12 protein-coding genes are annotated in these 14,464 nt (G+C 71.8%); 8 read left to right on the top strand and 4 right to left on the bottom strand.

The window, feature by feature from the left end; translation table 11 throughout:
- The first annotated feature begins 103 nt into the window (after positions 1–103).
- A complete protein-coding gene (wrbA, locus tag ACFWJB_RS34805; RefSeq protein WP_385467136.1) occupies positions 104–712 on the top strand; it encodes an NAD(P)H:quinone oxidoreductase in 609 nt (202 codons plus the stop codon).
- A gap of 60 nt (positions 713–772) precedes the next feature.
- Complete coding sequence (locus tag ACFWJB_RS34800; RefSeq protein ID WP_385467139.1) at positions 773–1,204, top strand: YybH family protein; 432 nt, start codon at positions 773–775, stop codon at positions 1,202–1,204.
- 34 nt (positions 1,205–1,238) lie between these two features.
- Here the strand turns inward: ACFWJB_RS34800 and ACFWJB_RS34795 are convergent, their stop codons facing one another.
- Positions 1,239–2,297 carry a VWA domain-containing protein gene (locus tag ACFWJB_RS34795; protein ID WP_386927288.1) on the bottom strand — a complete coding sequence of 353 codons (1,059 nt, stop codon included), beginning with the start codon at positions 2,295–2,297 and terminating at the stop codon, positions 1,239–1,241.
- Positions 2,298–3,041: 744 nt separating this feature from the next.
- On the opposite strand from ACFWJB_RS34795, the gene ACFWJB_RS34790 reads away from it, so the two are divergent.
- The 4 genes from ACFWJB_RS34790 to ACFWJB_RS34775 all read left to right on the top strand — a co-directional run bounded on the left by ACFWJB_RS34790 (position 3,042) and on the right by ACFWJB_RS34775 (position 8,503).
- Positions 3,042–4,520 carry a xanthine dehydrogenase small subunit gene (locus tag ACFWJB_RS34790; protein ID WP_386927286.1) on the top strand — a complete coding sequence of 493 codons (1,479 nt, stop codon included), beginning with the start codon at positions 3,042–3,044 and terminating at the stop codon, positions 4,518–4,520.
- Positions 4,517–6,913 (top strand): xanthine dehydrogenase molybdopterin binding subunit, encoded by a 2,397-nt coding sequence (gene xdhB, locus ACFWJB_RS34785; RefSeq protein WP_386927284.1) that lies wholly within the window; start codon positions 4,517–4,519, stop codon positions 6,911–6,913. The genes ACFWJB_RS34790 and xdhB overlap by 4 nt, the downstream gene beginning before the upstream one ends.
- The gene (xdhC, locus tag ACFWJB_RS34780; protein ID WP_386927282.1) at positions 6,906–7,724 is read left to right on the top strand and encodes a xanthine dehydrogenase accessory protein XdhC; all 819 of its coding nucleotides are present in this window, start codon (positions 6,906–6,908) and stop codon (positions 7,722–7,724) included. Before xdhB ends, xdhC begins: the two co-directional genes overlap by 8 nt.
- A gap of 269 nt (positions 7,725–7,993) precedes the next feature.
- Positions 7,994–8,503, top strand: coding sequence for a nucleoside deaminase (locus ACFWJB_RS34775; RefSeq protein WP_385467153.1), 510 nt, complete (start codon positions 7,994–7,996; stop codon positions 8,501–8,503).
- A gap of 89 nt (positions 8,504–8,592) precedes the next feature.
- Here the strand turns inward: ACFWJB_RS34775 and ACFWJB_RS34770 are convergent, their stop codons facing one another.
- Both ACFWJB_RS34770 and ACFWJB_RS34765 read right to left on the bottom strand, forming a co-directional pair.
- Positions 8,593–8,787, bottom strand: a complete 195-nt coding sequence (locus ACFWJB_RS34770) for a hypothetical protein (RefSeq protein ID WP_359405708.1) — start codon at positions 8,785–8,787, stop codon at positions 8,593–8,595.
- 242 nt (positions 8,788–9,029) lie between these two features.
- Positions 9,030–9,842, bottom strand: a complete 813-nt coding sequence (locus ACFWJB_RS34765; protein ID WP_385473005.1) for an SDR family NAD(P)-dependent oxidoreductase — start codon at positions 9,840–9,842, stop codon at positions 9,030–9,032.
- 222 nt (positions 9,843–10,064) lie between these two features.
- Between ACFWJB_RS34765 and ACFWJB_RS34760 the strand changes: the two genes are divergently transcribed.
- Entirely contained in the window at positions 10,065–11,909 is a 1,845-nt protein-coding gene (locus tag ACFWJB_RS34760) for a thiamine pyrophosphate-requiring protein (RefSeq protein WP_385473008.1), read from the top strand.
- Positions 11,910–12,290: 381 nt separating this feature from the next.
- On the opposite strand, the gene ACFWJB_RS34755 is transcribed toward ACFWJB_RS34760, so the two are convergent.
- The gene (locus ACFWJB_RS34755; protein WP_386927278.1) at positions 12,291–13,601 is read right to left on the bottom strand and encodes a M64 family metallopeptidase; all 1,311 of its coding nucleotides are present in this window, start codon (positions 13,599–13,601) and stop codon (positions 12,291–12,293) included.
- Positions 13,602–14,116: 515 nt separating this feature from the next.
- Here ACFWJB_RS34755 and ACFWJB_RS34750 point away from each other — a divergent pair.
- The gene (locus ACFWJB_RS34750; protein WP_386927276.1) at positions 14,117–14,398 is read left to right on the top strand and encodes an LAETG motif-containing sortase-dependent surface protein; all 282 of its coding nucleotides are present in this window, start codon (positions 14,117–14,119) and stop codon (positions 14,396–14,398) included.
- Positions 14,399–14,464 lie beyond the last annotated feature (66 nt).

Genomic DNA, 14,464 nt, shown 5'->3' with positions numbered 1-14,464 from the left:
CCGGGCCGCGGGGGGGTGGGGGGGGCCCCCCCCCCCACCCCCCCGGGGCCGCCCTGTCGTAGGGGTACGACCGGACAGCACGAGGGAAGGACGAGCCCCGCTCATGGAACCCGTCAACGTCACCATCGTCTACTACAGCTCCACCGGCACCGTGCACGCCCTGGCGCAGGCCGCCGCCGAGGGCGCGGCCAAGGCCGGTGCCCGGGTACGGCTGCGCAAGGCCGCCGAGACGGCTCCGCCGCGGGCGGTCGAGTCCCGCCCGGAGTGGGCCCGGCACCTGCGGGACACGGCCGATGTGCCGGAGGCGGGTCACGACGACCTGGAGTGGGCCGACGCGGTGCTGTTCGGCACCCCGGCCCGGTTCGGCGGTCCGGCGAGCCAGCTGCGGGCGTTCATCGAGACCACCGGCCCGCTGTGGCTGCACGGAAAGCTCGCGGACAAGGTCTACTCGGCGTTCACCGCGTCCAACACCGCGCACGGCGGCCAGGAGTCGACCCTCCTGGCGCTGGGCAACACCTTCTACCACTGGGGCGGCATCATCGTGCCGCCCGGCTACACCGACCCCGTCCACCTCAAGGCGGGCAACCCCTACGGCGCCTCCCACGTGGCGGGCGACGGCGCACCCGGCGACGTGTCCCTGGAAGCGGCCCGCCACCAGGCCCGGCGCGCCGTCGACACCGCCGCCGCGCTCAAGGCCGGCCGCGCCGCCTGAGCCGGTCCGCACGACCCGCGGCCGGACCGGTCGCGGTTTCCGCTTCTCGAGGAGGACGCGATGACGTCACACGAATCCGGCATCAGGGCGCTGCTGGAAGAGCGCGTCGAGGCCTGCCGGACCAAGGACATCGACCGGCTCATGTCCCTCTACTCCGACGACGTCGTCTACTACGACGTCGTCCCCCCGCTCCACTTCACGGGTCATGAGGCGGTCCGCCGCAACTTCCTGCGGTGGTTCGACGGTTACGAGGGCCCGATCGGCCTAGAGACGCACGAGCCGACCCTCGCGTGCGGTGACGGCGGCCTCGCCTTCGCGCACATGCTCCACCTGGACTCCGGCACTCGCCGGGACGGGACCGTCATGAGCGTCTGGGTGCGCTCGAGCCTCGGTCTCGCACGGTCGGACGGCAGGTGGCTGATCACGCACGAGCACATCTCCGTGCCGATCGATCCGGAGACCCTCCGGGCGTGGTTCCCGCCGGACAGGTGAGCCGGGACGCCGACCGTTTCTCCGTTCTCTTCCCTCAGAGCATGATGAGCAGGCGGGTCTTCGGCTTGAGCTTCCTGTTCACCGAGCGGCTCTGCACGTACACCTCCAGCTCGGGGTTGTTGCCCGCCTTCACGGAGACGGTCCCCTGGGTGCCCGTGCCGAACAGGAGGCTGCGGGCCGCGTCCCCGGTGTAGGCGCGGTCGGTGTCCTTCTCGACCACGATGACCTCCTTGTTGGGCTGGACCAGGGCACGGGCGCCCAACTGGTAGTAGCAGGAGCCGCGTTCGTAGGTGACTCCCGGGTGCGAGTCGACGAACGGGCGGATCTCCATCTCCTTGTCCACCTTGAGGAGCCGGTACTTGTCGGCCGGGATCGGTTCGAGGTTCGCCCGCACGTCGTCGACGGATATGTCCTGGCCGACGGCGAACAGGTTCTTCGTGCCGCGCACACCCTGCTCGCGGCCCCTGAGGAAGCTGGTGGCGGCGGCCCGCACGGTGCCGATGGCCTCCTCCACGCCCTTCTGGGAGTCCGCGTCCCAGATGGCGATGTTGCCGGCCGGGAACCCGTAGTTCTGGGCGGTGCGCTTCGCGAGGGAGTTCGGGACGAGGATGGCGGACGTCCAGTGGCCCGGGAGTCCGTTCATCTTCGCCGAGATCCTGTCGAGCCACGGGCCGAGGATGGTCATGTCGCCGTCGTGCCGCCTGTCGCCGCCGGAGGCGTTCTCCTCGCCGTCCGTCACCACGATCTGGAGGAAGCTGTGCTCGCCGTACTCCTCCCAGATGTGCCCGAGGTCGTCCAGGGACTTCAGGGATGCCTCGATCAGGGCCGTGGCGCCGTTGTTGACCTTGTACAGGCCCCGCATGGACGGCAGATGCTTCACGTCCATGTCCCAGACCAGGTTCTCCACCCGGTGGTCGAAGGAGTAGAGACTGATCCGGGTCTCGTGGCCGAGGCTGTCCGACTCGGCCTTCAGACCCGCCACGAATTCGTCGACGACGCGGATGAGCTGGCTCTGGTGCTGATACATGGAACCCGAACAGTCCACTACCAGCGCGACGTGGTTCACCTTGTGCTGGATCCTGTTGGCGGACATGGTTCTGCTCCTTCTGCGAGGCTCCCCGACTGATGCTCGAACACTAGGGGGAGGCACTGACATCGCCGCCTGACGCACGATCACCCGTCCCGGCGGGGCCGTGCCTGGCGCCGGGGGCACACCTGCCGGGACCGGGACAGCGCGCCGCGGACCGTCGTGCCGGGACGGGCGCCGCCGAGGACGCCGGTCCGGCCGGCACCGAGTGACCGCGACCCGTTTCGCACTCGAAATGCTTCCGGAGAATTACCGGTGGCCGGATCGCACCTGCGGCGGAATACGACCGGTCCTCCTCGTAAATGCGAGGACCCGGCGGACGCGGGACGGGCCCGTCGGGGCGTCTCCCGCGCGCGGCCCGCGCCGTCTCCGGGGTGGCGGTGAAAGCCGGACACGGGCGGAGCCTTGACCGCCGGCCCCGCGGCACCGTATTTTCGACCGGACCGACTCGAGAGCTGCTGGAAGGGGGCGAAGTCGGATGTCGATCATCTCCGACCTGCATCGCCTCGCGCAGCGGACCGTCTGGGTCCCGGGTCGCGTAGCACACGGCTGCTGAACAGCCTCTTCTTCCCGGCGTGCCGGATCCACGGCCCCGGTGTCCTCTGATCTCCTCCCCCGCCCGCGGGCGCGCCCTCGCGCGCTGATTTCCGGTCGGGTTTATCACGCTTAAGCTGCGCCACCGATAGAGAAAGCCCCTGAAATGGCGACGAGCATCATCTGTACGACCGCGCTCCGAAATGAGGATGTGCCATGGTAGCGGCGCGGATCACGGTCAATGGGAAGAGCACACCTATTTCCCCGGCCGCCCCACAGACAACGGTCCTCGATTTCCTGCGCGACCGTGGCCTCACCGGGACCAAGGAAGGCTGCGCCGAGGGCGAATGCGGCGCGTGTTCGGTTCTGGTGGCCCGGCCCGGCGTGGACAAGCCCACCGACTGGGTTGCGGTCAACGCCTGCCTGGTCCCGGTCGCGTCCCTCGACGGTCAGGAGATCGTCACCTCCGAGGGCCTCGCCACCGCCGGTGCGCCCGGTACGCCGCCCGCGCTGCACCCCGTGCAGGAGGAGATGGCCGTCCGCGGCGGCTCGCAGTGCGGCTACTGCACGCCCGGGTTCGTCTGCAGCATGGCCGCCGAGTACTACCGTCCCGACCGCTGCGCGCACGCGGCCCCGGACACGGACGGCACGGCCGACGGCACCGACGCCGAACACGGCCCGAACGGCTTCGACCTGCACGCGCTGAGCGGAAACCTGTGCCGCTGCACCGGCTACCGCCCGATCCGCGACGCGGCCTTCGCCGTCGGCGCACCCGCCGAGGACGATCCGCTGGCGCGGCGCCGCGAGCAGTCACCGCCCGAGCCGGTCGCCACCGAATACGCCCGGGGCGACGCCGTGTTCCTGCGGCCCGGCACCCTGGCCGAGGCGACCCGGCTGCTGCGCGAGCGGCCCGACGCGGTGGTGGTCGCCGGCAGCACCGACTGGGGCGTCGAGGTCAACATCCGTGCCCGGCGGGCGGATTGCGTGGTCGCAGTCGACCGGCTGCCCGAACTGCGGGGACTGCGCATCGAGTCCGACCACATCGAGATCGGGGCGGCGCAGACGCTCACCGAGATCGAACGGCGCCTCGACGGCGACGTGCCGCTGCTGGCGGAGCTGTTCCCGCAGTTCGCGTCCCGGCTCATCCGCAACAGCGCGACCCTCGGCGGCAACCTGGGCACCGGCTCCCCCATCGGCGACAGCCCGCCGGTGCTGCTCGCGCTGGAGGCCTCGCTGGTGCTCGCCGACGCCGACGGCGAGCGTGTGGTCCCGCTGGCCGACTACTTCACCGGTTACCGGCAGAGCGTGCGCCGTCCCGGCGAGCTGATCCGCGCGGTGCGCGTCCCGCTGCCGCTCGCGCCCGTCACGGCCTTCCACAAGATCGCCAAGCGGCGCTTCGACGACATCTCCAGTGTGGCGGTCGCGTTCGCGCTCGACATCGAGGGCGGCGTCGTCCGCAAGGCACGCGTCGGCCTGGGCGGCGTGGCCGCCACCCCGATCCGCGCCCTCGCCACCGAGGCGGCCCTGGAGGGCAGGCCGTGGGTGACGGAGACCGTCGAGACCGCGGCCCGGGTACTGCGGGGCGAGGGCACGCCGATGGACGACCATCGCGCCAGCTCCCTCTACCGTTCCGCGATGCTCGGCCAGAGCCTGCTGAAGCTGTACGCACGAAACACCGAGGCGGTGCCGTCATGAGCCACCTGTCCGAGCGTCCCGAGAAGCCCGTCGTCGGCGTCCCGATGCCGCACGAGAGCGCGGCCCTGCACGTCACCGGCGCCGCGCTCTACACCGACGACCTGGTCCAGCGCACCAAGGACGTGCTGCACGCCTACCCGGTGCAGGTCATGAGGGCCCACGGCCGGATCGTCGCGCTCGACACCGCGCCCGCGCTCGCCGTGCCCGGAGTGGTGCGCGTCCTGACCAAGGCCGACGTGCCCGGCGTCAACGACGCCGGCATGAAGCACGACGAGCCGCTGTTCCCCGACGAGGTCATGTTCCACGGCCACGCGGTCGCCTGGGTGCTCGGCGAGACGCTGGAGGCGGCCCGGCTCGGTGCGGCGGCCGTCGAGGTGGAGCTCGACGAACTGCCCTCCCTGGTCACGCTCCAGGACGCGATCGCGGCGGGCAGCTACCACGGCGCCCGGCCCGTGATGGAGGCCGGCGACATCGACGCCGGCTTCGCCGACTCGGCGCACGTGTTCACCGGCGAGTTCCAGTTCGCCGGCCAGGAGCACTTCTACCTCGAGACGCACGCGGCGCTCGCCCAGGTCGACGAGAACGGGCAGGTGTTCGTCCAGAGCAGCACCCAGCACCCGTCGGAGACCCAGGAGATCGTCTCCCACGTGCTCGGCGTGCCGTCCCACGAGGTCACCGTGCAGTGCCTGCGGATGGGCGGCGGCTTCGGCGGCAAGGAGATGCAGCCGCACGGGTTCGCGGCCGTCGCCGCGCTCGGCGCCAAGCTCACCGGCCGGCCGGTCCGGTTCCGGCTCAACCGGACGCAGGACCTGACCATGTCCGGCAAGCGGCACGGGTTCCACGCCCGGTGGCGGATCGGCTTCGACGCCGACGGCCGCATCCAGGCCCTGGACGCCACGCTGGTCGCCGACGGCGGCTGGAGCCTCGACCTGTCCGAGCCGGTGCTGGCCCGCGCGCTGTGCCACATCGACAACACCTACTGGATCCCCAACGCGCGTGTCGCCGGCCGCATCGCCAGGACCCACACGGTCTCCAACACCGCTTTCCGCGGCTTCGGCGGACCGCAGGGCATGCTGGTGATCGAGGACATCCTGGGCCGCTGCGCGCCGCTGCTCGGCCTGGACCCCATGGAGCTGCGGGAACGCAACTTCTACCGGCCGGGCCAGGGCCAGACGACGCCGTACGGGCAGCCGGTCACGCAGCCCGAGCGGATCTCCACCGTGTGGGAGCAGGTGCGGCGCGACGCGGGCATCACCGACCGCAAGCGCGAGATCGCCGCCTTCAACGCCGCACACCCGCACACCAAGCGGGCCGTCGCGGTCACCGGCATCAAGTTCGGCATCTCGTTCAACCTCACCGCCTTCAACCAGGGCGGCGCGCTGGTGCTGATCTACAAGGACGGCTCCGTCCTGATCAACCACGGCGGCACCGAGATGGGCCAGGGCCTGCACACCAAGATGCTGCAGGTGGCCGCGACGACGCTGGGCATCCCGCTGCACAAGGTGCGCCTCGCCCCTACACGTACCGACAAGGTGCCCAACACCTCCGCCACCGCGGCGAGTTCGGGCGCCGACCTCAACGGCGGGGCGATCAAGAACGCCTGCGAGCAGTTGCGCGGACGGCTGCTCCAGGTGGCCGCCTCGCAGCTCGGCGCGAACGCCTCGGACGTACGCATCGTCGAGGGAGTGGCGCGCGCCCTGGGCGGCGGCGGGGAACTGGCCTGGGACGACCTGGTGCGCACCGCGTACTTCCAGCGGGTGCAGCTGTCGGCGGCCGGCTACTACCGGACCGAGGGCCTGCACTGGGACGCGAAGGCGTTCCGGGGCTCGCCGTTCAAGTACTTCGCCCACGGTGCCGCCGCGACGGAGGTGGAGGTCGACGGCTTCACCGGCGCCTACCGCATCCGGCGGGTGGACATCGTGCACGACGTCGGCGACAGCCTCTCCCCGCTGATCGACATCGGTCAGGTCGAGGGCGGCTTCGTGCAGGGAGCGGGCTGGCTGACGCTGGAGGACCTGCGCTGGGACACCGGTGACGGGCCCCACCGCGGCCGGCTGCTGACCCAGGCGGCGAGCACGTACAAGCTGCCGAGCTTCTCGGAGATGCCCGAGGAGTTCAACGTCACGCTGCTGGAGAACGCCACCGAGGAGGGAGCGGTCTACGGGTCCAAGGCGGTCGGCGAGCCCCCGCTGATGCTGGCGTTCTCGGTGCGCGAGGCGCTGCGGCAGGCCGCGGCGGCGTTCGGGCCGGCGGGCGTCAGCCTGAAGCTGGCCTCCCCGGCCACTCCGGAGGCCGTGTACTGGGCGATCGAAGCCGCCCGCCGGAGCGGCGGCCGGGACGGCGGAGAGGGCGGCGCGGTCACCTCCGGCACCGACGCCCTGAGCAATGCCTGACACGACCTGGGTGGCCGCGGTCGCGGGGTTGCGGGCCCGCCGGGAAGCCGGCGTGCTCGTGACCGTCGCGGCCGTGCGCGGTCACGCCCCCCGCAAGGCCGGCGCCAAACTCGTCGTGGGGCCGTCCGCGACGTGGGGCTCGATCGGCGGCGGCAACATCGAGGCGGTCGCCATCGACCGGGCCCGTGAGCTGATCGGCGGGCACGACGCGGAGCCCGAGCTGATGGAGTTCAAGCTCAACGACAAGGTCACCAACCGGCACGGCGTCCAGTGCTGCGGCGGGGCCGTCACGGTCCTGCTCGAACCGCTGCCGGTGGTACCGGCGGTGGCGGTGTTCGGCGTCGGTCACGTCGGACTGGAGCTGGCCCGCGTCCTGGCCCGCCATCCGCTCGACCTGCATCTGGTCGACACCCGCCCCGACATGCTGACCGACGAACGGCTCGGCGTGCTGGCGGACGCGGTGGCGCGGATCCAGGTGCACCACACGCCGCTGCTGCCGGAGACGGTGCTCGAGGAGCTCGCGCCCGGCACCCATGTCCTGATCATGACGCACGACCACGCGGAGGACGCCGCACTGGCCGACGCGGCCCTGCGCACCGCCGGCCTCGGCTCGATCGGCCTGATCGGCTCAGCCGCCAAGTGGACGCGGTTCCGGCACCGGCTGGCCACCGAGGGCGGCCACGACGAGGCCGCCATCGACCGGATCAAGACCCCGATCGGACTGGCCGGGATCACCGGCAAGGAGCCCGCCGTGATCGCGGTGAGCGTGGCGGCGGACCTGCTGCTGACGTTCGAACAGGACCGTCGCTGAGCGGCGCCGCCGAGCCGGCGCCGAGCGGCGCGGTCCTCGAGTCAAGCCACAGGGACGACGGGGGGCCGGCCTCGTAGGAATCTACGAAGCGCCGGTCTCGGCCTGCGGGGTTTTCATGTCTTTCACCCCTAGCTGACGCCCCATGACCGGCTGTGTACTCCTCACAAGCCGCTCTTCGCACGCCGGTGGACCCCGCGGCCGGGGGTATGACGGCGGCGTCCCGCATGGGGCGGAGCATCCGGGGAAGTCCCCACCCTGTCCGAGAAGGAGTGACCGTGACCGCGCACACCCAAGAAGCGAGCATCCAGGACCTCAAGCGCGCCTGGATGGAGCAGGCGATCAGCCTGGCCACCGACAGTGTGCACAACGGCGGCGGTCCGTTCGGCGCGCTGGTCGCCAAGGACGGGAACGTCGTCGCCCTCGGGAACAACCAGGTCACCGCGACGCTGGATCCGACGGCGCACGCCGAGGTGAGCGCGCTGCGCGCCGCCTGCAAGGAACTGGGCACCTTCTCGCTCGAGGGCTGCGTGCTGGTCACCTCGTGCGAGCCGTGCCCGATGTGCCTGTCCTCCGCGCTGTGGGCCCGCGTCGACGGGATCGTCTACTCCGCCGACCGGCACGATGCCGCGGTGGCCGGCTTCGACGACCGCAAGTTCTACGACCTGTTCGCCATGAAGCCCCAGTCGATGTGGCCGACGCGGGTCGAGCACCTGGACCTGCCGCACCGCACGGCGCCGTTCGACGCGTGGCTGGCCAAGTCCGACCGCGTCGACTACTGACGCGGGGCCCGTGCGGGGCCACTCGGCGTCGGGGGCGCGCTTCCGACGTGTGGCGGTGAGCCGTCCGCCGGCCCTGGGGTGGCTCGAACTCAGGCCGGGTGGTCCGGCTGCTGCTCGGGAGGCGTACCGCCGCCTTCGCCTCCGCCCTTGTCGCCGCGGTCCGTGCCGTGGGCCCGGCCGCCGCTCCCGCGAGCGGGCTGGGCCGCCTTGCGGGCCTGGCTGTCCTCCGAAGTGGCCGCTCCCTTGTCGCTGCGCCTCAGCTCGGGCTGTTGCGGGTTCGACATGGCTCTTCTCCTCGCTTCACCTGCGCGGGAACACGTGTCGGCACTCGGGTGTCTCACGGGCTCCACCCGAAACATCCGCCCGGAAACGCCCTCGGCGCGCATCAGGTCGGGCAGCCAGGCGTAGCCCTCGGTCAGCAGGGCCAGGGACTCGGGAACCAGTCGTCGGGGGCTCATGCCCCCGAAGTGCCCCGGACGGCCTCCGTGACACCGGCGGACGCGGCGGCCGGAGGGCCGTCAGGCGGTCACTCCTGCCGCCCGGAGTCCTCCTCGTCCCCGGTCCCCGGCTCCGCCATCCGCCGGTGGGCCGCCGCCTTGACCCCGTCGGGCAGCACCTTTCCGGCCAGCCCCTGCGCCTTGGTCTTGAACGATCCGGTCACGGCCTTCCGCTCGCCCTTCAGGATCGCCCTGAACGCCTGCTCGGCCACCTGCGCGGGGTCGTCCTTCTTCAGGGTGCCCATCCGGGTGTCGTCCGCCATGCCCGCCCGCTCGAAGAAGTCCGTTTCCGTCGGGCCCGGCATGAACGAGGTGACCGTCACGCCGGTGTCCTTCACCTCCTCCGCCAGTGCCTGGGCGAAGGACTGCACGAACGACTTGGAGGCGTTGTAGACGGGCTGGAAGGAGCCGGGCATCGTCGAGGCGACGGACGAGGTGAAGGCGATGCGGCCGACGCCGCGGGTCACCATGGCCCGCAGCAGCGGCTTGGCCAGCCGCACGGTCGCGGTGACGTTGAGGTCGATGACCTCCTGGTCGTCGGCGAGGTCGGTGTCGACGAAGGCGCCGCCCCGGCCCACCCCGGCGTTGAGCGCCGCCACGTCGACGGTCAGCCCGTCGAGCGCGTCCAGCAGCAGGTACCGGCCTTCGGCGGTCCGGAGGTCGGCGCGCACCGCGCGGACCTCGACGCCCGCTTCCCGCAGGCCCCGCGCGGCGGACTCCAGCCGTTCGTCCTCGGCGTTCACCACCAGGTCGTAACCGTGCAACGCGAACTGCCGGGCCAGCTCGAGGCCGATGCCGCTGGACGCGCCGGTGATCAGAGCGAGTGGCCGTGTGTCATCCATGGTGGGCGAGTAACCCCCTCGCCGGGTGCCAAGCCACCGACGGAAGCGCAGGTGCCACCGACGGAAGCGCAGGTCCCCGGCCGGCGCCGGGCCGGCCTCACGAAGCCGACGTTTCCCGCGTAGCCGCTCGGTTACCCATGGAGAGTCGTGCCCCGCGCGTCCCCCGCACGGCCCGGACGCCGGGGACAGTCGTTCAGCAGCGGGATCGGGAACGGAGCTTGCATGGCCAGCACAAAGGTGTCCGACTACATTCTCCAGCGGTTGCGCGAGTGGGACGTCGACCATGTCTTCGCCTACGCGGGCGACGGCATCAACGGGCTGCTGGCCGCCTGGGGACGCGCGGACAACAAGCCGAAGTTCGTCCAGGCCCGGCACGAGGAGATGGCCGCCTTCCAGGCCGTCGGCTACGCCAAGTTCTCCGGCAAGGTGGGCGTGTGCGCGGCCACCTCCGGGCCGGGTGCCATCCACCTGCTGAACGGGCTCTACGACGCCAAGCTCGACCACGTGCCGGTCGTGGCGCTGGTCGGGCAGACCAACCGCAGCGCCATGGGCGGCTCCTACCAGCAGGAAGTGGACCTGGCCAGCCTGTACAAGGACGTCGCCTCGGAGTTCTGCGAGACGGCCATGGTGCCCGAGCAGCTGCCGAACCTGATCGACCGGGCCTTCCGCACCGCGTACGCCAAGCGCACCGTCACCGCGATCATCCTCCCCGCCGACGTGCAGGAGCTGGACTACAGTCCGCCCACGCACGCCTTCAAGATGGTGCCCTCCAGCCTCGGACTGGGGTCGTACGCGCCGGTCCCGGCCGACGAGGACGTCCAGCGGGCCGCCGACGTGCTGAACGCCGGTGAAAGGGTCGCGGTTCTGATCGGGCAGGGGGCCCGCGGCGCCCGCGAGGAGGTCGAACGGCTGGCGGACGTCCTCGGCGCCGGCGTGGCCAAGGCCCTGCTCGGCAAGGACGCCCTGCCCGACGACCTGCCCTACGTCACCGGCTCCATCGGACTGCTGGGCACCCGCCCCTCCTACGAGCTGATGCAGGAGTGCGACACCCTGCTGATGATCGGCTCCAGTTTCCCGTACACGCAGTTCATGCCGGAGCTGGACCAGGCGCGGGCGGTGCAGATCGACATCGACCCGCACATGATCGGCCTGCGCTACCCGAACGAGGTGAACCTCGTCGGCGACGCCCGCGAGACACTGCGGCGGCTGCTGCCCCGCCTGCACCGCAAGGAGGACCGGACCTGGCGGGGGAAGGTCGAGAAGAACGTCGCCCGCTGGTGGGAGGTCATGCAGCGGCGTGCCGCCGTCAGCGCCGACCCGGTCAACCCGGAGTACGTCGTCCACGCCCTGGACGGCAAGCTGCCCGACGACGCGATCCTCGCCGCCGACTCCGGTTCGGCCGCCAACTGGTACGCCCGCCACCTGCGCTTGCGCGGCAGCATGCGCGGCTCCCTGTCCGGCACCCTGGCCACGATGGGCCCCGGCGTGCCGTACGCCATCGGGGCGAAGTTCGCCCACCCGGACCGGCCGGCGATCGCCCTGGTCGGGGACGGCGCCATGCAGATGAACGGCATGATGGAGCTGGTGACCGCGGCGAAGTACTACCGCGAGTGGTCCGACCCGCGGCTGGTCGTGGCGGTGCTGAACAACGGCGACCTGAACCAGGTCACCTGGGAGATGCGGGCCATGTCCGGCGCCCCGCAGTTCGAGGAGTCGCAAGCCATCCCCGACCTGCCGTACGCGGACATCGCGCAGCGCATCGGCCTGGACGGGGTGCGGGTGGAGAAGCCCAAGCACGTCGAGTCCGCCTGGGACCGGGCGCTCGCCGCCGACCGGCCCTTCGTCATCGACTTCCGCACCGACCCGGCCGTCCCGCCGATCCCGCCGCACGCCTCGCTGGACCAGATCGAGGCCGCGGCCTCCGCGATCCTGCACGGCGACAGCGACCGCGCGGGCATGGTCCGCCAGGGCCTCAAGGCGAAGGTCCAGGAGATGCTGCCCGGCAGCCGGCACCGCGGCGACCGCCCCGGCGCCGGCCCGCACGACAGCACCGGCCAGGACAGGTGAGGCCCGGCGCCCCCGCTCCTTGAGGAGCGGCCATGGGCGCCGTCGTCAGCGTCGTGGCGCTCCGCCGGCCCGGCCGCCACGACGTTGCGGTGCCGCAGCGAGATCCGCGTGCCGTCCCGCCGGTGCACGACGACGGCGACGTCCTCCGGTTCCGGCCCGCCGGACCAGTCCCAGTCCCGCGGGGACTCGGTCCGGCCGTCCGTACGCCGTTCCAGGTCCCGGTAGGCCACGACGTCCACGGGACCGCTCACCGGAGTGAGCCGGCGGTGCGTCCTTCTGGCAGTCCGTCACCCGTGGCCGGCAGTCACCGAGAGGCCGTCCATCCGCGTGGACGAAGAGCGTCTGGAACGATGCCGCACTCGCACAGGCAAACGCCGCCGGTCAGCGCGTGACGGTCCAGGTGGCGGAGTTGGACGTGAGGTCGCGGACCGCGGGGCTGCGGACCGCGGACGTGGTGTCGACGACCGTGGCGGTCACCCGGTGGGTGCGCCGGTCGGCCGGGACCCCGAGGCGGGCCGGGAGGACGGAGGTCTCGCCGCGGGCCTGCCTGGCTTCGCGTCCGTCGACGTACCAGCGGAGTTGGAGGCTGGAGAGGCCCGTGTCCAGGTCGGCGAGCCCGACGGAGAGGCGGGTGCGGCGCGAGACGCTGACGGAGGTGTCCACCAGCGGGGTGAGGGCGTCGGCCGACCGGTAGAACCCGGCGATCATCGCCTCGCGGCCCGGGAGGTTGAACCTGTCGGTGTTCAGGGCCCGCATGAGGGAGTTCTCGGTGGGGCGGTAGACCCCGTACTCGTAGTAGTCGGCGCCCTCGAAGGTGCCGACGACGCCGCCGCTCGGGTCGGCCTCGCCGAGCCAGGGTGCCCACTTGGTGCGCTGTGCGGCCATGCGGTCGGCGGTCAGCGTCGAGACGTTGGGCTGGGCGGGCTCGGAGTAGGGGTAGTCGCCGTAGCCCGCGTACTGGTACTCGTCGGCCAGGAGGCCGATGGAGTGGGCCATCTCGTGGGCGGCGATCAGGGTGGACCGGTCGTTGTCCGAGGAGAGCGTGGAGACTCCGTCGTAGCCGTAGTCCGCCGCGAGTCCGGAGTAGCCGGCGCCGCCGTACTTGGCCGAGTTGGAGATCACGATCACCAGGTCGGTCGCGGGTGCCTTGTCGGCGTAGCTCTTGGTCTTGTCGAGGTCGACGCAGATCAGGCGCTCGGTGGCGGAACACCAGAAGTACGAGCCGAGCGCGGTGTTCCTGGTGACGCCCTCGTCCGGGTCGCCCGTGACGCCGGACTCCTGGGACACGGCCTTCACCGCCCAGACGTTGAAGAGTCCCTCGTAGCTCCTGTACGGGTCGATCTCCGTGACCTCGGCCCACTTGGTGCGGGCGTCCTGGAGGAAGTCGTCCTGCTCGGCGGCGGTGTAGCCGTCGCCGATGATCGTGACGTCGAGCCGGCCGGCGGTCGGGCCGGTCTCGGCGAGCGGCACGACCTCGCCGTCCTCCGACGCGGTGGCGGTGTGCTGCCGGGCGTTCGCCGCCGGCTGGGCGTGCGGGCTGTGCGCGGGGACGCTGGTGCGCGCGCCCTCGCCGTCCGGTTCGGGGAAGTACTCGACGTCGACGTGCGCGCCGGTGCGGGACGTCGGTGCGTCGGCGGCGCCGGCGACACCGGCCGCCGGCACGGCGACGGAGAGGGCGAGGGCGGTTGCCACCGCGGATCTGCGAATGCCTATGTGCACAGAGCTCTCCCTGATCCGCCCGGCGGACGTAAATGAAAATGTAAGTGAATTTAAGTCGTTGGTTAAGTTAGAGGCCTACGGGACTTCTGGCAAGGGCAGTTGGGCGGGGTGAGCTGCGTCCCGGACGTGACCTGACTCGGCGACAGGTGGTCTCGTCGGTCCGACAAGAGTCCGTGTGAGACGGAGAGTTGCCCTGCCGCATCGGACCGAGGGCCCAGGGCTGCCGGTCGGCCGGTGGCCGGCGGTCTGCCAGACTGCGCACCGATCGTCGTACGGATCTGAATCGAGTGCGTGGAGCCATGACCGACCACGGTGCCGCCGGCGAGGACGGGCGGTGCTCTGGCACTCCGTCGTCGAGGGCGAACCCGCGGCGAAGGTGGGCGCCCTGCTGGGACTGACGCCCAGTGGGGTGACCTCGCTGACGGCGCGGGCCCGCGAAGGGCTGCGGGAGGCGCATCTCGCCGCGCACGCGGAACAGGGCGCGGTGCATGAGGAGTGCCGCCGGTGCAGCGGACGGCTCGCCGCGGCGGTACGCCGGTCCCGGCCGCGCCGGGACGCCCACCTGGACCGGCAGCGCGGGCGACGGGCTCCCCGACGGCATCGAGGCAGAGGACGGACGTACGGAGAAGGCCGCCGGGACCGGGAAGCCCGAGGACCTCGCCGCCACCGGCGGTGACGCCGGCACCCTTCCGCCGGCCGCCGGCGGTGCCGCCCTGGTGGTGGCCGGTGCGGGCGCCCTCGTCCTGATCCGCCGCCGCAGGCGCGCCTGACACGTCGGCGTGGGCCCCGGCCTGCGACGCCGTCGAGGGAGGCTCGATGGCCTGGTGGACGGAGAC

It is taken from the genome of Streptomyces sp. NPDC127100 (assembly GCF_042724095.1).
Classification (GTDB): Bacteria; Actinomycetota; Actinomycetes; order Streptomycetales; family Streptomycetaceae; genus Streptomyces.
The sequence above is the reverse complement of the archived record's forward strand: the minus strand, read 5'-3'. Positions and strand labels throughout refer to the sequence as shown.